Source organism: Rathayibacter caricis DSM 15933 (assembly GCF_003044275.1).
Taxonomy (GTDB): Bacteria; Actinomycetota; Actinomycetes; order Actinomycetales; family Microbacteriaceae; genus Rathayibacter; species Rathayibacter caricis.
The window spans coordinates 2714381-2735422 of sequence record NZ_PZPL01000001.1 but is presented as its reverse complement, the minus strand read 5'-3'; the positions used below and the strand labels follow the sequence as shown (position 1 = coordinate 2735422).

The following is a 21042-nucleotide window of genomic DNA, read 5'->3' as shown; positions in this document are numbered from 1 at the left end:
GGTGTTCCTCTTCGTCGGAGTGGGTCGGGTGCGCGGGTCAGCCGCGCGGGCGCTTGGGCTGCGCGTCGCCGGCGGAGCGGGCCGAGCCCGCGCGCCGCTCCGCGCGGTTGGCGAACTCGCGCGCCTGCTCGCGCTCGTAGTGCTGCGCCTGCTTCTGCTGGTCGTACTCGGTGTACGCGTCCACGATGCGGCCGACGAGGCTGTGGCGCACCACGTCCTCGCTGGTCAGCCTCGAGAAGTGGATGTCGTCGATCCCGTCGAGCACGCGCGTGACGAGCCGCAGACCGCTGGCGCCGGTGGGCAGGTCGACCTGCGTGATGTCGCCGGTGATGACCATCCGCGAGCCGAAGCCCAGCCGGGTGAGGAACATCTTCATCTGCTCGGGCGTGGTGTTCTGCGCCTCGTCGAGCACGACGAACGAGTTGTTGAGCGTGCGCCCGCGCATGTAGGCGAGCGGAGCGACCTCGATCGTGCCGGCGGCCAGGAGCTTGGGCACGATCTCCGGGTCCATCATCTCGTTGAGGGCGTCGTAGAGCGGGCGCAGGTACGGGTCGATCTTGTCGGTGAGCGAGCCGGGCAGGTAGCCGAGCCGCTCCCCCGCCTCCACCGCCGGGCGGGTCAGGATGATCCGCTCGACCTCCTTGCGCTGCAGGGCCTGGACGGCCTTCGCCATCGCGAGGTAGGTCTTGCCCGTTCCGGCGGGGCCGATGCCGAACACGATGGTGTTCTGATCGACGGCGTCGACGTACTCGCGCTGCCCGAGAGTCTTCGGGCGGATGCTCTTGCCGCGCGCGGTCAGGATCGCCTGCCCGAACGCCTCGGCCGGGCTGACCGGCCCGCCGCTCTCGAGGATGCGAGCGGACTCGCGGACTCCCTCGGGGTCGAGGTCGTGGCCGCCTGCGGTCATGGTCACCAGTTCTTCCACCAGTCGCGTCGCCGCGGAGACGGGTGCGCGCTCGCCCTCGAGCGTCACCTCGTTGCCGCGCACGTGCACCTGGACATCGGGGAATCGCGATTCGACCGCTCGGATGAGGCGGTCCTGAGGTCCGAGGAGGCGCACCATGGCGACTCCGTCGACGGCGACGACGCGCCGCGTCGGGCCGGGTGTCGTCGAGCCGGTCGCGAGCGACTCGGCGGTGGTCGGAGAGACGGGCTCGTCGCCCGCGTGGTCAACCGGTGGCAAGGGAGCCTTCCGTCAGATGTCCGCCCAGGACGTGGGCGTGGACGTGGAACACGGTCTGGCCGGCCGCTTCGCCCGAGTTGAAGACGAGGCGGAACTGCCCGCCGCAGTGGGCGTCGGCCAGGGTCTGCGCGACCTGCACCATCTCAGCGAGGAGGGCCGGGTCGGCGGCGCCGAGCTCGGCGACCGTCGCGTACTCCTGGGTCTTGGGGAAGATCAGGAGGTGGACCGGCGCTTTCGGCGCGATGTCGGTGATGGCGAGAACCCGCTCGTTCTCGAACACCACGTCGGCGGGGATCTCGCCCCGGACGATGCGCGTGAAGACGGTGGGTTCGCTCATGCCTTCATCTTAAACGGCGGGCGGCCTCGAACGGGGCCCCGTTCGCCGTCAGCGCGCGCTCCTGCTACCAGCGGCCCAGTCGCGCCGAGAGCACGGCGATGGCCGCGGGGCCGGCGGTGGAGGTGCGCAGCACGGTGTCGCCGAGCGCGACGGCCTCGGCGCCCGCCTCCGCGAGCAGCCGCAGCTCCTCCGGAGCGACGCCGCCCTCGGGTCCCACGACGAGCACGAGATCGCGGCCGTCGGGCTCGATCGCCGACAGGCGGACCTCGGCCGACGGCTCCAGCACGAGGACACGGTCGGTCGCCGCGCGGTCCGCGAGCGCGCGCGTCAACGCGAGCGGCGAGACCTCGGGCACCCGGGCCCGGAGCGACTGCTTGCTCGCCTCGCGGACGATGCTGCGCCAGCGCTCGCGGCCCTTCTCCTCCTTGGGGCCGCTCCAGCGCGAGATCGAGCGGGCGGCCTGCCACGGCACCACTTCGTCGACCCCCAGCTCGGTCGCGGCCTGCACGGCGAGCTCGTCCCGGTCGCCCTTCGCGAGGGCCTGCACGAGCACGAGCCTCGGCGATGGCGGGGCCGCCTCCTCCACGGACTCGACGACGAGCACCACCCTCGACGGCTCCGAGCTCTCGACGACGGCCGTCGCGACGCGGCCGCGCCCGTCTCCGACGCGGATCGTCTCACCGGCGCGGATCCGGCTCACCGTCGCGGCGTGGCGCGCCTCCGCGCCGGTCAGGGCCAGTCGACCGCCGACGACGACGTCGCCGGAGTCGAGCGACTCGTCGATGTAGTGGTGGGCCACGGCCGCGCTCCGATCAGCCGAGGAAGCGGTCGCGGAGCTTCGAGAAGAGGCCCTGCTGGAAGTGGGTCAGCGCGGGCTTCTGCGGCTTGTAGTGCTTCGCGAACTCCTGCACGAGCTCGCGCTCGCGGTGCCCGAGCTTGGTCGGAGTGACGACCTGGATGCCCACGCGCAGGTCGCCGCGGCCGTTGCCGCGCAGCTTCGTCACTCCGCGCCCCTTGATCGTGACGATCTCGGTGCTCTGCGTCCCGGGCTTGATCTCGATCTCGATGTCGCCGTCGAGCGCCGCGAGCGTCGTCGTGGAGCCGAGGATCGCATCGGTCATCTGCACCTCGAGGGTGGCGAGCAGGTCGTCGCCGTTGCGGCTGAAAACATCGTGGTGCTTGACCTTGATCTCGAGGTAGAGATCGCCGTTGGGGCCGCCCGCCGGGCCGACCTCGCCGCTGCCCGGCATCTGCAGGCGGAGGCCCGTGTCGACGCCCGCGGGGACGTCGACGGGGATCGTGCGGCGCGCGCGCACGCGACCCTGGCCCTGGCAGGTCGAGCACGGGGTGGCGATGACGGTTCCGTAGCCGCGGCACGTGCCGCAGGGGCTGGCCGTCATCACGTTGCCCAGGAGCGAGCGGACGGTGCGCTGGATCTGGCCGGAGCCGTGGCAGATGTCGCAGGTGACCGGCGACGTGCCGGGCTGGCAGCACGACCCCTGGCAGGTCTCGCAGAGCACCGCCGTGTCGACCTCGAGGTCGCGGTGCGTGCCGAAGATGACCTCGTCGAGCGACACCTCGACGCGCAGAAGCGCGTCCTGGCCGCGCTCGCGACGGGAGCGGGGCCCGCGGGACGAGCCCTGCGCACCCTGGCCGAAGAACGTCTCGAAGATGTCGCCGAATCCGCCGAAGCCCTGTGCGCCGCCGGGGAAGCCCTCCTGGGGTCCGCGGTCGTACTGCTGGCGCTGCTGCGCGTCGCTCAGGACGTCGTAGGCGTGCGTGACGAGCTTGAAGCGCTCGGAGGCGTCGGCGCTCGGATTGACGTCGGGGTGGAGCTCGCGGGCGAGTCGGCGGTACGCCTTCTTGATCTCGTCGGCGGAGGCGTCGCGGGCGACGCCCAGCACTTCGTAGTGATCGGCCACAGGTGGCTTCGTCCTTCGTTCGTGGGTCGGTGCACCGGGCACGGCGGACCTGATGGGAGCCGGGGCGACCGGCGAGTCGGGAAGAGCGGGCTAGTCCTCGCCGAGGAGGCGGGAGAGGTAGCGGGCGACGGCGCGCACCGCGGCGATGTTGCCGGAGTAGTCCATCCTGATCGGTCCGAGGACCCCCAGGCGCGAGACCTGGCCGCCGGCAGTGTTGTAGCCGCTGGTGAGGACGGACGTCTCCTGGAGACCGAAGGGCGCGTTCTCGCGGCCGATGCGCACCGAGATGCCGCGCGGATCCGGGACCATCTCGGCGAACAGGCGCAGCAGCTCCACCTGCTCCTCGATCGCCTCGAGCACCGGGTAGATGCTGCCCGAGAAGTCCTCCTCGGTGCGGACGAGGTTGGCCGCGCCGGCCATCACCAGGCGGTCCTGGCGGTTGGCGCCGACCTGCTCGAGCAGGGTCTGCAGGATCGGAGCCAGGACGTCGCGCCGCTCGGGCGTGAAGCGCTCGGCGGCCGACTGCAGCGTCTCGGCGGCGGCCTGGAGCCCCAGGCCCAGGACGGCCGTGTTCAGCTTGGCGCGGATCTCGCCGAGGAACTCGTCGTCGATGTCGGCGGGGGTCTCGAGGACGCGCTGATCCACCCGGCCGGTGTCGGTGATGAGCACCGAGAGCAGGCGGCGCGGCGCGAGGGCGACGAGCTCCACGTGGCGGATCCGCGCGGCTCCGAACGAGGGGTACTGCACGAGGGCGACGCTGTTCGTGAGCTGCGAGAGCAGCCGCACGGTCTTCACCAGCACCTCGTCGAGATCGGGGCTCTGCCCGAGGAAGGTCTCGATGGCCTGCCGCTGCGCCGCGGTGAGCGGGCGCAGATCGGTGAGCCGATCGACGAAGAGGCGGTAGCCCTTGTCGGTCGGCACCCGTCCGGAGGAGGTGTGCGGAGCCGCGATGAGCTCCTCCTCCTCGAGCTGCGCCATCTCGTTCCGGATGGTCGCCGCCGAGACGCCGAAGGCGTGCCGCTCGACGATCGACTTCGAGCCCACGGGCTCGCGATGGGCCACGTAGTCCTGCACGATCACGCGCAGGACCTGGAGACCGCGCTCCGTCACCATACGACCGACCTCCCGCCGGGCTCCGCGTGCCTCGCGGCACGGACCACCGCGGCGCCGTCGCGCCGCTCGGAGCTTGGCACTCCGCAACTCCGAGTGCCAATCATACCCGCGAGCAGGGCCGCGGAGGGGTCCGACCGCGATCCGCGCGGTGGCGGGACAGCGCGCCGCACGACGTGCCACGATGGACGCCGTGCGCACGGGGGTCGCCCGGCGCGATCACGTCGGAATCAGGAGCCCACATGTCGACCACGCCGCCCCCTCCCCCGCCCCCCGCGTACAGCACTCCCGCGCCGCCGCTGAATCCGGCCGACGAGAAGACCTGGGCGATCGTCACCCACGTCCTCGGCATCTTCTTCAGCTTCATCCCGTCGCTGATCGTGTACCTGGTCTTCAAGGGCCGCGGGCCGTTCCTGGAGGCCCACGCGAAGACCGCGCTGAACTTCCACCTCACGACGCTGATCGCCTACGTGGCGGGCACGATCCTGTCGTTCGTGCTGGTCGGCTTCATCGTGTTCCTCGTGGTGCCGATCCTCGTGATCGTCTTCGCGATCATCGCCTCGGTGCGCGCGAGCGCCGGCGAGTACTACACGTACCCGCTGAGCATCCCGTTCTTCAAGTAGGTCCGGGAGTCGCGGGTCTCGATGCGCCCGCTGCGCGGGCTGCTCGACCAGCGGAGTGACGTCGCCCCCGCTGGTCGAGCAGCCGCCGCGGGCGGCGTTCCTCCTCGCTGGTCGAGTAGCCGCCACGGGCGGCGTATCGAGACCCGCGTCCTCTGCAGGGGTCGGTCTCGATACGCCCGCTGCGCGGGCTACTCGACCAGCAAGCACGAGATCACCGCACCCCCGCTGGTCGCATCCCCGGGAACGGCGGGTCTCGAGGCGCCGGATCAGCCGTCGGTCAGGCGCCGCACGACCGCGTCGGCCAGCAGACGGCCGCGCAGCGTCAGCACCACGCGGCCCTGCAGCGCCGCGCGACCCTCGATCAGCCCGTCGGCGATGAGGCCCGCGACCTCGCGGCGGCGCTCCGGATCGATGGAGTCGATCGGCAGCCCGTCCGACAGGCGCGAGCGCAGCAGCACGTCCTCGACTCCGCGCGTCGCCCCGTCGAGCGTCTCCCGGCCGGCCGCCGGGGAGGATCCCACGCGCAGGCGGTCGGCGTAGGCCGCCGGGTGCTTCACGTTCCACCAGCGGACACCGCCCACGTGGCTGTGCGCGCCCGGTCCGACGCCCCACCAGTCGTGCCCGAGCCAGTACGACAGGTTGTGCCGCGACCGGTGCGCGTCGTCGATCGCCCAGTTGCTCACCTCGTACCAGGAGTAGCCCGCACTCGCGAGTCGGGCATCCGCCAGCTCGTACATGTCCGCCGTCAGGTCGTCGTCGGGGGTCGCCACCTCGCCCCGGCGGATCTGGCGCGCGAGCTTGGTGCCGTCCTCGACGATCAGCGCGTACGCCGAGAGGTGGTCGGGGCGGTTCGCGAGGGCGGAGTCGAGCGAGCGCTCCCAGTCGGCGAGCGACTCCCCCGGCGTGCCGTAGATGAGGTCGAGGCTCACCTGCAGGCCCGCCTCGCGCGCCCACTCGACCACCAGCGGGACGCGCTCGGGGTCGTGCGTGCGCTCGAGGGTCGCGAGCACGTGCGGCACGGCCGACTGCATCCCGAAGCTGACCCGCGTGAATCCCGCGTCGGCGAGCGTGCGCAGGTAGGCGGCGTCGACGGAGTCGGGGTTCGCCTCGGTCGTGATCTCGGCGCCCTCGGCGATGCCGAAGCGGATGCGCAACCCGTCGAGCATGCGGACGAGGTCCTCGGCCGGGAGGAGCGTGGGCGTCCCTCCGCCGAAGAAGACCGTGGCGGCCGGCCGCTCGGGGAGCCCGGCCCGCCGGAGCACCTCGGCGCCGAGCGTCATCTCGGCGACGGCCTGCTCGGCGTAGTCGGACTGCTTCGCTCCGCGCAGCTCGGTCGCGGTGTAGGTGTTGAAGTCGCAGTAGCCGCAGCGCACCCGGCAGAACGGGACGTGGACGTACAGGCCGAGGTCGCGCTGCTCCGCGCCCGTGGCGACGGAGGCGGGCAGGAGCCCGTCAAGCGGAGCGGGATCGGCGAGAGGGAGGGCGCTGCCCACGTCAGCTGACGCGCGCCGGGAGCAGGGCGCGCAGGTACTTCTTGACCTGCCTCTTCTGCACCGCGCGCAGCACGGGCGTGCCGAGTCGGTAGAGGCGGGTGGAGGGACGCGAGAAGACGCGGATGACGAGCCAGACGGAGTCGTCGGCCCGCTTCTCGACCACGAAGGACTCCTCGCCGCTCTCGGGGTGCCCCTCGAGCGTGCCGTAGGCGAAGCCGACCTGATCGGGCTCGTCGACGACGTAGACGACGCGCACGGGGGCGTCGAAGGTCCGGCCGAGGAGGTCGATCTTGAGCACGGCGGTGACGCCGGCGGTGATGTAGGGGGTGCCGTCCGGGCCGAACCGCTCCTCAGTGGGGCGGCTCGTGAGGTCGATGGGGGTGCCGGCCGAGTCGAAGTTGACCCCGGTGTACTGCACGCCGCTGCCGCTGGTGATGTCCTCGACGCGGATGCCGCTGCCGCGCTGCACGCCCCACGTCATCAGCGAGGCGGTCGTGATGGCGAAGCGCTCGTCGCCCGAGCCCAGGCGCGCCTCGAACCGCTCGGCGGTGAAGCCGTCCGGCGGGTACTCGAGGAGGTCGGGGGCGAGAGTGCCGCCGACGGCCGCGTAGGTGACCTGCGGCTGCCCCTCGAAGCTCGAGCGCCGGACGCTCACTTCGCGGCCCCCGTCGCCGGTGCGGCCTCGCCGAGAGGTGAGGTCCTCGAGTCCGTCAGCATCGCCGATCCCGTCCCGCGGGCATGTCCGTCCATTCGACCCAGCGTATCCGACAGTGTGACGGGTGGGCCCGGTGCACGGGAAGAGCCCGGGCCCTCCTGCCGTCAGCAGCGAGGACCCGGGCTCCGGGGAGTCGACTCAGGCGCAGGGCGTGAGCTTCGCGACGGCGTCGGACAGGGTGCCCTCACCGCCGAGCAGGACGACCCGCGTCGTTCCCGCGTTCTTCAGGTCGTTCAGGACGGCCTGCGGGACGCAGTCCGGCCGGACGGCGAACAGGGGCGCGTTCGCGTAGCCCGCCGCAGCCGCTCCCGCGAGGGCGTCGGGGAACTTCTCACCGGTCGCGAAGAAGGCCGTCCTGGCCTTGCCGAAGGCCGCTCGGTTGAGCTGCTCCGACGTGTCGTAGCGGTCCGTTCCGCCGATGCGGGTCTTCTTCGCCACGGTGAGCGAGTTCTCGATGCCGGTGCTGACCGACAGCGCGCTGCCCGCGATGGTCAGATCGGTCACGCGCAGGCCCGAGACGATCCGCTGCGTCGTCACGTCGGCCGACGGCAGTCCGCCGTTGACGAGGACCACCGGGGCGTCGGACGAGCCGGCCGCCGCGCTGGCGCTCAGGGCGTCGGGGAACTTCTCACCCGTGGCGAGCCATGCGTCGGACGAACCGCCCGAGAAGACCCGCGAGATGAGCTGACGGGACGTGTCGTAGCGGTCCACTCCGCCGATGCGCACGGTCTTGCCGGCCGGCGCGTAGGCGGAGAGCTGGCCGAGGAGGCGGTCGCTGACGCTGAGCGCGGAGCCGACCACGACGATGTTCTTCGGCGCGAGGCGCGTCAGCTCATCCGTGACGACCTTGCTCACCGAGTCGGTGTCGACGAGCAGGAGCGGTCCGCCCTGCTTCGCCGCCGCCGGGCCGGCGCTGAGGGCGTCGGGGAAGTTCGAGCCGGTGGCGATGTAGACGACCGGGACGCCGGGGGTCCGGAAGACCGACTTGGAGACCTCGACGGCCGTTCCCTGGCGGTCGGTGCCGGCGAGGCGGGTGACGGTCGGGCCGCCGGCGGGCGGCGGGGTGACCGGCGTGCCGTCGACGGTGAGGGGGGCCTTCACGCGCACGACGGAGCCGGCCGGCTGCTCGTCGCCCTTGCTCACACCCGTGATCACGACGGAGGGGCCGGCGTCGGGCGTGGTGCCGACCTGGCCTGCGTAGCGGTCGAAGAAGGACTGCGGGGGCGTGACCGAGATCGCCGATGCGTCGCTGTCCACCGTGAACGGCGCGGTGATGTCGGGGTTCGCTCCGATGCCCACCTTCGCACCGGCACCCTGGAGGTCGAAGAACCCGGGGACTCCGGATTCGAGCACGAGTGCGTCACCCGAGGCGACGGGCGACAGTCGTCCTCCGCCGGCCCAGAAGATGCCGCCGTTGACCTTCGCGGCGGCGGTGGAGGTCGACAGGTCGATGACGTTGTCGGCTCCCGCGCCAGGTGCCGCGACGCTCACGAAGGTGTCGATGTCGAGGATGAAACCGGTGTTCGTGGCGGCTCCCTGCGGAGCGACGGCGTCCGCGGCGGGGCCGACCGCGTCGAAGAGGGAGATCTTGGCCCCGGGCAGGCCGAAGGAGCCGAGCGGCTGCTCCAGGGTCAGAGTGATCGAGTTCGTCGTCGCGTTCAGCGTGGAGTCGCCCGAGAGGAGGATGCCGTCGCCGTCCTGGATCTCCCATCCGATGGTCTCGTAGGCGGGGTGCGACCACTCGGTGAACGCCGCAGGCTTCGCGGTCGACGGCAGGACGATGTCGAGCGTCGTCGCGTCCCCTGACACGGCCTCCACCTGCGCGGTCGAGTACTTGTACGTGTCCGACCACACGTACGGCGACGGCGAGACCGGCACCGTCCGGTTGATCGCGGCCGCCGGTCCTGCTGCGGCGAGCGTGCTCGCCGCCACTGCCGCGACTCCGGCGAGCGCTACTGCCGCTCGCACTCTGTTCCTGTTCGAGACTTGCGCGCGCGTGAGCTGCACGGTCCCCACCCTCCGTTGAATTGGTGAAGGGCCGACCATCGACGCTCGAGCCCCCCGTGCAGATGACCTGCAGCCGCGTCTGGCGTCTGAAAGCTATCGGGGTATCCGGTGCGGCCGCAACGTCCCCCGTCCGGGGACGTCACACAAGCGGAGGGAGAACGCTACTTCTTGTCCTTGGTCTCGACGTCGCCCGAGAGCGCGGCGATGAACGCCTCCTGCGGCACCTCGACGCGGCCCACCATCTTCATGCGCTTCTTGCCCTCCTTCTGCTTCTCGAGGAGCTTGCGCTTGCGGGTGATGTCACCGCCGTAGCACTTGGCCAGGACGTCCTTGCGCATCGCGCTGATCGACTCGCGCGCGATGATGCGGGCGCCGATCGCGGCCTGGATGGGGACCTCGAACTGCTGACGCGGGATGAGCTTCCGCAGGCGTCCGGTCATGAGGACCCCGTAGGCGTAGGCCTTCTCCCGGTGCACGATCGCGCTGAACGCGTCGACCTGCTCGCCCTGGAGCAGGATGTCGACCTTGACGAGGTCGGCCTCCTGGTCGCCGGCCGGCTCGTAGTCGAGCGAGGCGTAGCCGGCGGTCTTGGACTTGAGGTTGTCGAAGAAGTCGAAGACGATCTCGCCGAGCGGCATGTGATACCGGATCTCGACCCGGTCCTCGCCGAGGTACTCCATGCCGATCAGGGTGCCGCGCCGGCTCTGGCACAGCTCCATGATCGTGCCGACGTAGTCCTTCGGCGCGAGGATCGCGGCCTTGACGATCGGCTCGGTGACCGAGGCGATCTTGCCGCCGGGGAACTCGCTCGGGTTCGTCACGGTGACGGTCTTCTTGTCCTCCGTGGTCACCTCGTAGATGACGGAGGGCGCCGTGGTGATGAGGTCGAGGCCGAACTCGCGGTCGAGGCGCTCGGTCACGATCTCGAGGTGCAGCAGTCCCAGGAAACCGCAGCGGAAGCCGAAGCCCAGCGCGACGGAGGTCTCGGGCTCGTAGACGAGCGCCGCGTCCGACAGCTTGAGCTTGTCGAGCGCCTCGCGGAGATCGGGGTAGTCGCTGCCGTCGATCGGGTAGAGGCCCGAGAAGACCATGGGGAGCGGCTCGGTGTAACCGGGCAGCGCCTGAGTCGCGGGCTTGGCCGCGGTCGTGACCGTGTCGCCGACCTTCGACTGGCGGACGTCCTTCACTCCGGTGATCAGGTACCCCACCTCGCCGACCGCGAGGCCCTTCGTGGCGACCGGCTCGGGGCTGGAGACGCCGATCTCGAGGATCTCGTGCGTCGCCCGGGTCGACATCATCTGGATCTTCTCGCGCGGCGAGAGCTTGCCGTCGATCATGCGGACGTAGGTGACGACTCCGCGGTAGGCGTCGTAGACCGAGTCGAAGATCATGGCGCGCGCGGGGGCGTCGGCGTCGCCGACGGGCGGCGGGATGAGCTGCGTGACGCGGTCGAGGAGGGCCTCGACGCCCATGCCGGTCTTGCCCGACACGCGCAGCACGTCGTCGGGGTCGCCGCCGATGAGGCTCGCGAGCTCCTTCGCGTACTTGTCCGGGTCGGCGGCGGGGAGGTCGATCTTGTTCAGGACCGGGATGATCGTGAGGTCGTTCTCGAGCGCGAGGTAGAGGTTCGCGAGGGTCTGCGCCTCGATGCCCTGCGCAGCGTCGACCAGGAGGATCGCGCCCTCGCAGGCGGCCAGCGAGCGGCTCACCTCGTACGAGAAGTCGACGTGCCCGGGGGTGTCGATCATGTTGAGGGCGAAGGTCCGGCCCTCGTGCTCCCACGGCATGCGCACGGCCTGCGACTTGATGGTGATGCCGCGCTCGCGCTCGATGTCCATCCGATCGAGGTACTGCGCGCGCATGGCACGGTCCTCGACCACGCCCGTGATGCCGAGCATGCGATCGGCGAGGGTGGACTTGCCGTGATCGATGTGGGCGATGATGCAGAAGTTGCGGATGGACGCCGGATCGGTCGCGGCGGGCTCGAGCCCGAGGTGTGCACGTGGAGACATCGTGGGGCCATTGTCCCACGGCCGGGGTGCGGCGGCGGGCGGGCGCCGTGACGGGCTCCCTCGGTGGTCTACAGGTCGAGGCCGTAGGTGCGCGTCGGCTCGACGCCCGGCGGGTTCTCGCGCTCGGCCAGGCGGACGAAGCCCATGCTCTCGTAGAGCGCGTGCGCGGCGACCATGTCGGTCCCGCTGTTCATGACGACGCGCTCGAGGCCGCGCTCGCTCGCGAGCATCACCACGAACTCGGTGAGCAGGCGCCCGAGGCCGCGCCCGCGCGCCTCCGGGGCGACCGCGAGCAGCCGCCAGTCGAGCTCGCCGGGGCGGCCCAGGGAGTAGAGGTTCGATCCGGGAGCCGCCGTGGTGACGGTCGCGAGGATCCGGCCGTCGCGGTCCTCGGCGACCCAGACCTCGCCCTCGCGATCGTGCCGAGCGACGTCCGCGACGTCGGCCGCGTACTCCTCTCCCAGTGCGTAGTCGTGGGCGTACGCGGCGAGGCGGAGTCGCGACACCGCCGCGTGCTCGTCCTCGCGCATGCGGCGCACGAGGATCCCGTCCGCACTCACGGTCGGACCGGAGCAGGCAGCGTGCGCAGGCCGTGCTCGATGTCGGCCGGATCCGCCGCGAGGCAGACCCGGATCCAGCCCTCGCCCGTGCGACCGAAGGCGCTGCCCGGAGCGACGGCGACGAGCGTCTCGAGGAGGAACGCCTCGACCCACGAGGCGACGTCGCCGCCGGTCGCGTGCGACATGTCGATCCAGAGGTAGAAGGCGCCCTCGGGCTCGCGGAAGCGGATACCGCGCTCGTCGAGGATCGCCGTGGCGAGCCGCAGGTTCGCGAGGTAGTGCGCGGAGGCCTCCGCCACCGCCTCCTGCGGACCGGTCAGAGCGGCGAGGGCCGCGCGCTGATCGGGAGAGGCGACGCAGCTGATCGCCGCCTCCTGCACGGTGACCATCGTCGAGGTCATCCCGGGCGGGGTGACGAGGTAGCCGACGCGCACGCCGGTCATCGCGTACGACTTCGAGAACGAGAAGACGCTGAAGACGCGGTCGTCGTCGTGGCCCAGCTCCTGCGCGATGCTCGCGAGGCTCGTGTGCGGGCGGCCGTAGGTGAAGTACTCGTAGACCTCGTCGCTGATGATCCACAGGTCGTGCCGCCGGGCGAAGTCGAGGAGGCGCTCGAGCAGCGGGCGCGGGAGCACGACTCCGAGCGGATTCGACGGGCTGTTCACGATGATCACGCGGGTGCGATCGGTGACGATGCGCTCGAGCTCGTCGAGATCGGGGAGGAAGCCGTTCTCGGGACGGAGCGTGTACGGCACCGGGACGGCCTCGATCATCCGCGCGTTCATGGTGAACGTGGTGTAGCCCGGATCCGGGACGAGGACCTCGTCGCCCGCGCGCAGCGTCAACGTCATCGCCTGGTAGAGCGCCTGCGTGGCGCCGACGGTCAGCCAGACCTGCTCGACGTCCGCCCGGATGCCGTTGTCGCGGGCGAGCTTGTCGACGATCGCGCGCCGCAGCTCGGGGATGCCTCCGTTGGGTCCGTAATCCGTGTCGTCGGCCGCCCACGCGGCACGAGCGGCCTCGATGATGTGCGGCGCAGTCGGCACGTCGGGCTCGCCGACGCACAGGAACGTGACGCCCTCGAGGCGGAGGGCGATCTCGAAGAGGCGGCGGATGCCGGACGGCGGCACCGCGGGGATGTGATCGGCGAGACGTGGCATCACTGATCACCGTATCGCCCGACCGCGCCCCTGCCCGCTTCTCCGCGGCGGGGCGCGGTTGAAGCGGGAGGACGGGTGCGCTAAAGTTCCTTGTTGGCTTGCGCTCCACCACCGGCACGTGTGTGGAGTGATCAGAAGCCGGCGACCTCCAGTCGCACCGGGACGGCCCGCGCCGCCCGGAAGGGGCACTCCGACGAGTAGCCGGCTGCACACACGCACATTCGAGAAAAGGTAATCCACGTGGCAAACATCAAGTCGCAGATCAAGCGCAACCTCACCAACAAGAAGGCGAACGAGCGCAACAAGGCCGTCAAGAGCCAGCTCAAGACCGCCGTCCGCTCGGTGCACACCGCCATCGCCTCCGGCGACGCCGCCCAGGCCGCGACCGCCCTCGCGTTCGCCGCCAAGAAGCTCGACAAGGCCGCCAGCAAGGGCGTCATCCACAAGAACCAGGCCGCGAACCGCAAGTCGGCCATCGCGAAGCAGGTCGCGGCGCTGTAACGCTGCGCTCCGCTGCAACGACGAAGGGTCCGGCCGATGGCCGGACCCTTCGTCGTTGCAGCTTCGCGGTCGACGAGCTCCTCGTTCCTCGTCGCTCGTCGCGCGGTCGGCTTCCCGGGGTGGTTGCGGTGGGAGGAGCGTCCTGCGTTCCGCGTACCTCGATCCGCTCGCACGCGGATCGAGGGTGACGCTGCGGGGGCGCAGGCTGGTTGAGGAGGGCTCCCGCTGCGCGGGTCGGGTACGCCTGCGGGGGCGTGGGGTGATTCGGAAGTCGAGGGGTGCGCTCGATGGACGATGCGACCGCCCTTCGGGTGGCGCCGGAGGCGCGTCTCGAGACCCGACGAGTCCTGGAGGACGGGGATCTCGAGACGTCCGCTGCGCGGACTACTCGATCAGCAGAAGAGGGGAGACGGAGCAGCGCCTCGCCGGGCCTCCGCCGCCGTACCCGGTGGTCGAGTAGTCCCGCAGGGGCGTACCGAGACCCGGCGACTCCGGGAGGACGGGGATCTCGATACGTCCGCTGCGCGGACTACTCGATCAGCGAGGGAGGGTGGGACGGAGCAGCGCCTCGCCGGGCCTCCGCCACCGGATCCGGTGGTCGAGTAGCCCCGCGGGGGCGTACCGAGACCCCCCGTCAGTTGTGCAGGCCGCGGGCGGAGATGACGGAGACCATGCGCTCGAGGGCGTAGACGGGGTCGCGGCCGCCGCCCTTGACGTTCGCGTCGGCGTCGGCGACGGTCTCGATGGCGGTGCCCAGTCCGTCGCCGGTCCAGCCCTGCAGGTCGCGGCGGGCGCGGTCGACCTGCCAGGGGGCGAGGCCGAGACGCGAGGCGATCTGGCCGGAACCCTCGCGGGAGCCGGCGACCTTCGCCATGGTGCGGAGCTTGCTCGCGAAGGCGGCGACGATCGGCACGGGGTCCGCTCCGGACGCCAGCGCGTGGCGCAGGCCCAGCAGCGCCTCTCCGTGCCGCCCCGCGATCGCGGCGTCGGCGACGGTGAACGCGGTGGTCTCGACGCGGCCGCCGTAGTACTGGGCGACGGTGGCCTCGGTGATCTCGCCCGAGGCGTCCGAGATCAGCTGCTGACATGCGGAGGCGAGCTCGTCGAGGTCGTCCGAGAAGGCCGACACGAGGGCTCGGACCGCGCCGGTCGTCGCCGTGCGGCCAGCGGAGCGGAACTCGGCGACGGCGAAGTCGACCTTGTCGCTCTCGCGCTTGAGCTCGGCGCAGACGATCTCGATGCCGCCGCCCGCGCCCGAGCGGATCGCGTCGAGCAGCTTCTTGCCGCGGTTGCCGCCGCCGTGCCGCAGCACCACGGTCGCTCCGTCTGCGGGCGACGACAGGTACTCCACCGCCTCGATCAGGAAGGCGTCGGTGCACTTCTCGACGTTCGAGACGCGCAGCAGACGCGGCTCGTCGAACAGGGAGGGGCTCGCGAGCGTCAGGAGCTCACCGGGAGCGTAGCCTCCGGCGTCGATGTCGCTGACCTCGAGGCTCGGATCCTCGGCGCGGAGGAAGTCGCGGAGGAAGCGCAGCGCGCGATCGGCGAGGAACTGCTCGGGTCCGGTGATCAGGACGACGGGGGCGGGCCTCGTCTCGTTCCAGGCGAGCTGCGGGATCGCCGCCTTCGAGGGCGCCGCCTTCGCGCGCGCGGGGGCTCTGCCTGCCATGCCGTCGTCCTTCCGTCGCCCGCCCGATCGAGCGCCCTCCACCCTACGGTCTGCCCGTGCCCGCCCGAGGCGGCGGGGACGGCCGTCGGACCGCTCGCCCACACCGCTATCCCGTCGCTGCGCGAAGCCAGGACGACCGTACCCTCGACGTCCGACCTCAGCGCCTCGACCCCGCGCCCGGCAAGGAGGGACAGCAGCGAGGGCGCCGGATGCCCGTAGTCGTTGTCGGCGCCGACGGAGACGAGACCGGCACCGGCGTCGAGTGCGTCAAAGAGGGCGGGCGCCTGATCCGCCGAGCCGTGGTGCGCGACCTTGACCACGTCGACCGGTCCGATCGGAAGCCGCGCGAGGCGCCCCTGCTCCTCCGCACCCAGGTCGCCCAGCAGGGCGATCGACAGGGGCCCGCCGACCGAATCGGGGCCGATGTCGACGCGCAGGGTCACGCTGGCCGCGTTCCCCCGCAGGGAGCTGCCCCGCTCGGGCCAGAGGACCCGCCAGCGGAGCGACCCCAGGGCGCCCTCCTCGCCCTGCTCCGTCTCGCGCACCTCCGCCCCCGCGTCGCGGAGGACGCTCCGGTCGCGCTCGTCGCCGATCTCGGCGGAGGGACCGACGAGCGCGGAGTCGACCCGGTGAGCCGCGGCCTCGAGCCCGCCGACGTGGTCGAGGTCGTAGTGCGTCAGCACGAGCATCGAGATCCGGTCGACCCCGAGCAGGGACAGGCAGGCGTCGAGACGCTCCGGCAGCGGCCCCGTGTCGACCAGCAGCACTCCCCCGTCGCCCCGGAGGAGGATCGCGTCGCCCTGGCCCACATCGCACATCGCGACCCGCCAGTCCTGGGGAACGGAACCGGAGCGCAGCAGCGGCGTAGCCACTCCGGTCGCCGCCGTGCCCGCGAGCAGGGCGGCGAGCACAGCCGCGACCGTGCGGCGCAGCACTGCGAGGCGACGCGTCCGCGTCAGCAGGAGCAGCGCGAGGACGGTCAGCACGGTGAGGGCGAGCACCCCGGCGAGCCCGGGCCACCAGGCGAGCCGGGGCATCGGCCAGCTCGACACCGCGCGGGCGATCGACGCGATCCACCAGGTCGGCACCGCGGCGAAGCGGATGGCCGCATCGGCCCCCCACGGCCACCACGGCGCCAGCAGGCACCCGATCAGTCCGAGCCCCGTCGCGAGAGGAGCCGCCGGTTCGGCGAGCAGGTTCGCCAGGACTCCGTAGACGGGGACGGTGGGATCCACCAGCAGCACGACGGGCTGGCAGGCGAGCTGGGCGGCCGTCGGCACGGCGAGCACGAGTGCGAGGGGCCGGGGCAGCACCTCGCCGAGTCGGCGCGCGATCGGCTCCGCGAGCAGCAGCAGACCGGCCGTGGCCAGCACCGACAGCACGAAGCCGAGCTTCCCCGCGATGGCCGGATCGGCGATCACGAGCAGGACGACGCTCGCCAGCAGCGCCGGCACCGCGGCTCCCGACCGCCTCCCCAGACGGGCCAGCAGCACGACGGTCGCCATCGTCGCCGCCCGGACGACGCTCGGCTCGGGGGTGACGAGGACGACGAAGGCGGCGAGGGCGAGCAGGGCGCTGAGGGTGCGGAGGAGCCGGTTCACGCCGAGCAGCGACGCCAGCAGCCAGCCGGCGACGACCACGACCGCGCAGTTCGCGCCGGAGACCGCGGTCAGGTGGGTGAGGGAGGCCGTCCGCATGTCCTCCTCGAGGTCGGCGGTGAGCGCGGTCGTGTCGCCCGTCGCGAGACCGGGCAGCAGACCCGCCACGTCACCGCCGAGGACGGCCGTGCGCTCGAGGAAGCTCGAGCGCAGCACTTCCGCGACGGCGGCGATCCCCGTCGGCGCGCTCCGGTCGAGGATCCCGGACGCCGTGACGAGCGTGCGCTCCCCCACGGGGTCCCGGGGTCCGCCGTCGGCCCGTGCCTCCAGCAGGAGCTCGGAGCCGACCGGGACGCGCCCTCCCGGCTCCGCCAGGAAGACCCTCACGGGCGCGGCGATCTCCTCGGCGTCGATCGAGAGCGCGACGGCGTCGAACCAGACGCCGCCCGTCGCGAGCGGGCGCGCCGCGGTCTCGACCCGGATCTCGAGCGCGATCCGGGTGCGCCGTTCGGCAGCCTCGACGAGCGGCTCCGGATGCGCACCCGGTGCCGAGAGGACGACCGCGGTGATCGCGAGGGCCGCTCCCGCCGCCGGGACCGCGAGGACGGCGAGGAGCGTCCGCCGACCCGCGAGGAGGACGAGGAGCACGAGGAGGAGGGCGACGGCGGCCCAGGCCGCGAGCAGGATCCCCGGGCCGGCCTTGAGCACGATCGAGACCGGCAGCAGTCCGCTGAGCGCGGCCGCCGTCCAGGTCAGCACGGCCACCGGGAGCAGCCGCAGATCCGCCGCCCTCACGGCGCCACCTGGTCGCGGAAGCCCTCGAGCGTCTTCTCGCCGATCCCGGGGACTTCGAGCAGTTGATCGACGGACGCGAAGGGACCGTTCGCCTCGCGGTAGGCGATGATCTTCGACGCGGTCGCCGGACCCACCTCGGGCAGCTCCTCGAGCTGGGCGGCCGTCGCCGTGCTGAGGCTGATCGGGCCCGAGCCGGCGACGGCGCCGGGAACCGCTCCCGGCGCGGGGGCCGCACCGACCTCGGGCACGATCAGCTGCTCCCCGTCGACGATCCGTCGTGCGAGGTTCACCGCGTAGCTCTCCGCCTCCTCGGTCAGCCCTCCGGCCGCCGCGAGCGCGTCCGCGACGCGTGCTCCCTCCTTCATCAGGTAGAGCCCCGGAGCGACCACCTCCCCCGCGACGTGCACGTACAGCGTCGGCGGACCGGTCGTGGCCGCCTCGGAGGGCGGCGCGGTACCGGCGGACGACGCCACCGGCAGCACGCGGCTCCTGCCGCTCGCCTGAGCCCCGGCCAGGAGCACGGCGATCACGGCCGCCGCGAGGACGAGCACGACGGCGGCACCCATCCCCATCCGCCAGCGCGCGCGAGAGCGCCGCGGGCGCAGCAGGAGTGCGAGGTCGTCCGTCCCGTCGCTCGTCTGCATCCGAGAACGGTAGGAGCGCGACGCGGCCCGGAGCGGCCGCACCGCGACGATCCGTGGACGACGCAGGGGCTCCTCCGCTGTGGAGGAGCCCCTTCGAGAGGACGGGCTAGACGGCCTTCGTCACCAGGTTCACGAGGCGCGGCGCCCGCACGATCGCCTTGACGACCTCGCGGCCGACGAGAGCACGCGCGACGCCGGCCGTGGCCCGCGCCTTCTCCTCGAGCTCGTCCGACGAGATCTTGGGCGACACCTCGAGGCGGTCGCGGACCTTGCCGTCGACCTGGAGGATCGCGGTGACCTTCTCCTCGACGAGCAGCGTCGGGTCGGCCTTGCGCCAGACGACGTGCGCGACGGGGCCCTGGTAGCCCAGGCGGCTCCACATGTCCTCGGCCGTGTAGGGCGCGAACAGGTTGAGCGCCATCGCGATGACCTCGGCGGCCTCGCGCACCGCGGCGTCGCCGCCTCCGGCACCCGAGTCGATCGTCTTGCGGGTCGCGTTGACGAGCTCCATCAGACGCGCGACGACGACGTTGAACTTGAACGCCTCGATCAGCGAGGGCGACTCCGAGAGGAAGCGGTGCGTCTGGCGGCGGAGCGCGGCGTCTCCGTTCTTCCACTCGATGTCGGGCTTCGAGGTGACGTCCTTCGCGAGGCGCCAGGCGCGCGCGAGGAACTTCGCGCTGCCCGACGGCGAGACGTCGGCCCAGTCGATGTCGTCCTCGGGCGGGCCGGCGAACGCCATGGTCAGGCGCACGGCGTCGACGCCGTACTCGTCGAGCTGCTCCGACAGGCGCACGATGTTGCCCTTGGACTTCGACATCGCGGCGCCGTCCATCTGCACCATGCCCTGGTTGAGCAGCGCCGTGAACGGCTCGGTGAAGGACACGTAGCCGAGGTCGAAGAGCACCTTGGTGATGAACCGCGCGTAGAGCAGGTGCAGGATCGCGTGGGTCACGCCTCCGACGTACTGGTCGACGGGCGCCCACTTCTCCGCGAGCTTCGGATCGAACGCCTGCGTGTCGTCGTTCGGCGACAGGAAGCGGAGGAAGTACCAGGAGGAGTCGACGAACGTGTCCATCGTGTCCGGGTCGCGGCGCGCGGGGCTGCCGTCGACCGGGTTGGGCACGTTCACCCAGTCCTCCGCCGCGCCCAGCGGCGACGAGCCCTTGGGCTGCAGGTCGAGGCCCTCGGTCGGCGGGAGGACCACCGGCAGCTGGTCCTCGGGCACGGGGATCAGCTCGCCGTTCTCGCCGTGGATGATCGGGATGGGCGTGCCCCAGTAGCGCTGGCGCGAGATCAGCCAGTCGCGCAGGCGGTAGTTCTTCGCCGAGCGGCCGCGGCCGCGCTCCTCGAGCAGCTTGATCACGCGCTCGATGGCGGTGCGCTTGGAGAGCCCGTCGAGCGGGCCGGAGTTCATCAGGCGGCCGTCGCCGGTCAGCGCCTCGCCGGTGATCGCGGGGTCGGCCGAGTAGCGCGCCTCGAGAGCAGCGAGCTCCTCCGGGTCCTCGGGGATCACGGGGATCGCACCGGTCACGGGGGCGGAGGTGTCGACGACGACGCGGACCGGCAGGTCGAACGCGCGGGCGAAGTCGAGGTCGCGCTGGTCGTGCGCGGGCACGGCCATGACCGCGCCGTGGCCGTAGTCGGACAGCACGTAGTCGGCGGCCCAGATCGGCAGGCGCTCGCCGTTCACCGGGTTGATCGCGTAGCGGCCGAGGAACACGCCGGTCTTGGGGCGGTCGGCGGTGAGGCGCTCGATCTCGCTCGACTTCTGCACCTTCTCGAGGTACGAGCGGAACGCGTCGCGCAGCTCCGGCTCGGATCCCTCGACCAGCTCGGTGGCGAGATCGGAGTCGGGGGCGACGACCATGAACGTCGCGCCGTAGAGGGTGTCGGGACGCGTCGTGAACACGGTGACGCGCTCGTCGCGGCCCTCGATCTCGAACTCGACGTCGGCGCCGATGGAGCGGCCGATCCAGTTGCGCTGCATCGCGATGACCTTCGACGGCCACGAGCCCTCGAGCTGGTTGAGGTCGTCGAGCAGGCGGTCGGCGTAGTCGGTGATCTTGAAGTACCACTGGGTGAGCTTCTTCTTCACGACGACGGCGCCCGAGCGCTCGGACGTGCCGTCGGCGAGGACCTGCTCGTTGGCGAGGACGGTCTGGTCCACCGGGTCCCAGTTGACCCAGCTGTCCTTGCGGTAGGCCAAGCCCTTCTCGTACATCTTCAGGAACAGCCACTGGTTCCACTTGTAGTAGTCCGGGTCGGACGTGTGGATGACGCGGTCCCAGTCGAAGGAGGCGGCGTAGCGCTTCATCGAGCGCTTCTGCTGCTCGATGTTGTCGTAGGTCCAGGTGCGGGGGTTCAGTCCGCGCTTGATCGCGGCGTTCTCGGCGGGCAGGCCGAAGCTGTCCCAGCCGATCGGGTGGAGCACGTTGAAGCCCTGCTGGCGCCAGTAGCGCGCGATGACGTCGCCGAGCGCGTACGCCTCGGCGTGGCCCATGTGCAGGTCGCCCGAGGGGTACGGGAACATGTCGAGCACGTACTTGCGGGGGCGCTTGTCGTCGGGGAGGTCCGTCGAGAACGGACGGGTCTCCTCCCAGATCGGGAGCCACTTCTCTTGCAGTGCGCGGAAGTCGTAGCGGTCCTCGTCGTTCGCGCCGGTCTGCTGGGAGGTCTCGTCTGCCACAGGTGTGTCCTACTTCATCAGGGT

Annotated in this window: 17 protein-coding genes; 2 read left to right on the top strand and 15 right to left on the bottom strand. The window is 71.6% G+C overall.

Translation table 11 applies throughout. The features are described 5' to 3' along the window. Positions 1-37 precede the first annotated feature (37 nt). The 5 genes from C1I63_RS12660 to hrcA all read right to left on the bottom strand — a co-directional run bounded on the left by C1I63_RS12660 (position 38) and on the right by hrcA (position 4555). Positions 38-1063, bottom strand: a complete 1026-nt coding sequence (locus C1I63_RS12660; RefSeq protein ID WP_107575860.1) for a PhoH family protein — start codon at positions 1061-1063, stop codon at positions 38-40. Between the two features lie 106 nt (positions 1064-1169). Next, positions 1170-1520: a histidine triad nucleotide-binding protein gene (locus tag C1I63_RS12655; protein ID WP_055792890.1), complete on the bottom strand. Its 351-nt coding sequence runs from the start codon at positions 1518-1520 to the stop codon at positions 1170-1172. A gap of 64 nt (positions 1521-1584) precedes the next feature. Then, positions 1585-2319 (bottom strand): 16S rRNA (uracil(1498)-N(3))-methyltransferase, encoded by a 735-nt coding sequence (locus C1I63_RS12650; RefSeq protein WP_107575008.1) that lies wholly within the window; start codon positions 2317-2319, stop codon positions 1585-1587. A 13-nt stretch (positions 2320-2332) separates the two neighbouring features. After that, the gene (gene dnaJ, locus C1I63_RS12645) at positions 2333-3442 is read right to left on the bottom strand and encodes a molecular chaperone DnaJ (protein ID WP_055792897.1); all 1110 of its coding nucleotides are present in this window, start codon (positions 3440-3442) and stop codon (positions 2333-2335) included. 90 nt (positions 3443-3532) lie between these two features. Next, complete coding sequence (hrcA, locus tag C1I63_RS12640) at positions 3533-4555, bottom strand: heat-inducible transcriptional repressor HrcA (protein WP_055792900.1); 1023 nt, start codon at positions 4553-4555, stop codon at positions 3533-3535. A 239-nt stretch (positions 4556-4794) separates the two neighbouring features. On the opposite strand from hrcA, the gene C1I63_RS12635 reads away from it, so the two are divergent. Next, positions 4795-5175, top strand: coding sequence for a DUF4870 domain-containing protein (locus C1I63_RS12635; protein WP_055792903.1), 381 nt, complete (start codon positions 4795-4797; stop codon positions 5173-5175). A 266-nt stretch (positions 5176-5441) separates the two neighbouring features. On the opposite strand, the gene hemW is transcribed toward C1I63_RS12635, so the two are convergent. The 6 genes from hemW to C1I63_RS12605 form a co-directional block, all read right to left on the bottom strand. Then, positions 5442-6668 (bottom strand): radical SAM family heme chaperone HemW, encoded by a 1227-nt coding sequence (hemW, locus tag C1I63_RS12630; protein ID WP_107575007.1) that lies wholly within the window; start codon positions 6666-6668, stop codon positions 5442-5444. A gap of 1 nt (position 6669) precedes the next feature. After that, complete coding sequence (locus tag C1I63_RS12625) at positions 6670-7323, bottom strand: DUF1990 domain-containing protein (RefSeq protein WP_055792909.1); 654 nt, start codon at positions 7321-7323, stop codon at positions 6670-6672. Between the two features lie 198 nt (positions 7324-7521). Further along, on the bottom strand, positions 7522-9351 hold the full coding sequence (locus tag C1I63_RS12620) for a cell wall-binding repeat-containing protein (RefSeq protein ID WP_146168462.1): 1830 nt from the start codon (positions 9349-9351) through the stop codon (positions 7522-7524). A 200-nt stretch (positions 9352-9551) separates the two neighbouring features. After that, a complete protein-coding gene (gene lepA / locus C1I63_RS12615; protein ID WP_055792916.1) occupies positions 9552-11402 on the bottom strand; it encodes a translation elongation factor 4 in 1851 nt (616 codons plus the stop codon). Between the two features lie 68 nt (positions 11403-11470). Continuing rightward, complete coding sequence (locus C1I63_RS12610; protein WP_244907065.1) at positions 11471-11962, bottom strand: GNAT family N-acetyltransferase; 492 nt, start codon at positions 11960-11962, stop codon at positions 11471-11473. Continuing rightward, positions 11959-13122, bottom strand: coding sequence for a pyridoxal phosphate-dependent aminotransferase (locus tag C1I63_RS12605; RefSeq protein ID WP_107575005.1), 1164 nt, complete (start codon positions 13120-13122; stop codon positions 11959-11961). Before C1I63_RS12605 ends, C1I63_RS12610 begins: the two co-directional genes overlap by 4 nt. Positions 13123-13362: 240 nt before the next feature. On the opposite strand from C1I63_RS12605, the gene rpsT reads away from it, so the two are divergent. Continuing rightward, complete coding sequence (gene rpsT, locus C1I63_RS12600; RefSeq protein ID WP_055792923.1) at positions 13363-13623, top strand: 30S ribosomal protein S20; 261 nt, start codon at positions 13363-13365, stop codon at positions 13621-13623. A gap of 634 nt (positions 13624-14257) precedes the next feature. Here rpsT and holA read toward each other — a convergent pair. The 4 genes from holA to leuS all read right to left on the bottom strand — a co-directional run bounded on the left by holA (position 14258) and on the right by leuS (position 21018). Beyond that, on the bottom strand, positions 14258-15292 hold the full coding sequence (holA, locus tag C1I63_RS12595) for a DNA polymerase III subunit delta (protein ID WP_055792927.1): 1035 nt from the start codon (positions 15290-15292) through the stop codon (positions 14258-14260). Then, positions 15193-17685 carry a ComEC/Rec2 family competence protein gene (locus tag C1I63_RS12590; protein WP_107575004.1) on the bottom strand — a complete coding sequence of 831 codons (2493 nt, stop codon included), beginning with the start codon at positions 17683-17685 and terminating at the stop codon, positions 15193-15195. The genes holA and C1I63_RS12590 overlap by 100 nt, the downstream gene beginning before the upstream one ends. Continuing rightward, on the bottom strand, positions 17682-18329 hold the full coding sequence (locus C1I63_RS12585) for a ComEA family DNA-binding protein (RefSeq protein WP_244907064.1): 648 nt from the start codon (positions 18327-18329) through the stop codon (positions 17682-17684). Before C1I63_RS12585 ends, C1I63_RS12590 begins: the two co-directional genes overlap by 4 nt. A 106-nt stretch (positions 18330-18435) precedes the next feature. Further along, on the bottom strand, positions 18436-21018 hold the full coding sequence (leuS, locus tag C1I63_RS12580) for a leucine--tRNA ligase (RefSeq protein WP_107575003.1): 2583 nt from the start codon (positions 21016-21018) through the stop codon (positions 18436-18438). Between the last annotated feature and the right edge of the window lie 24 nt (positions 21019-21042).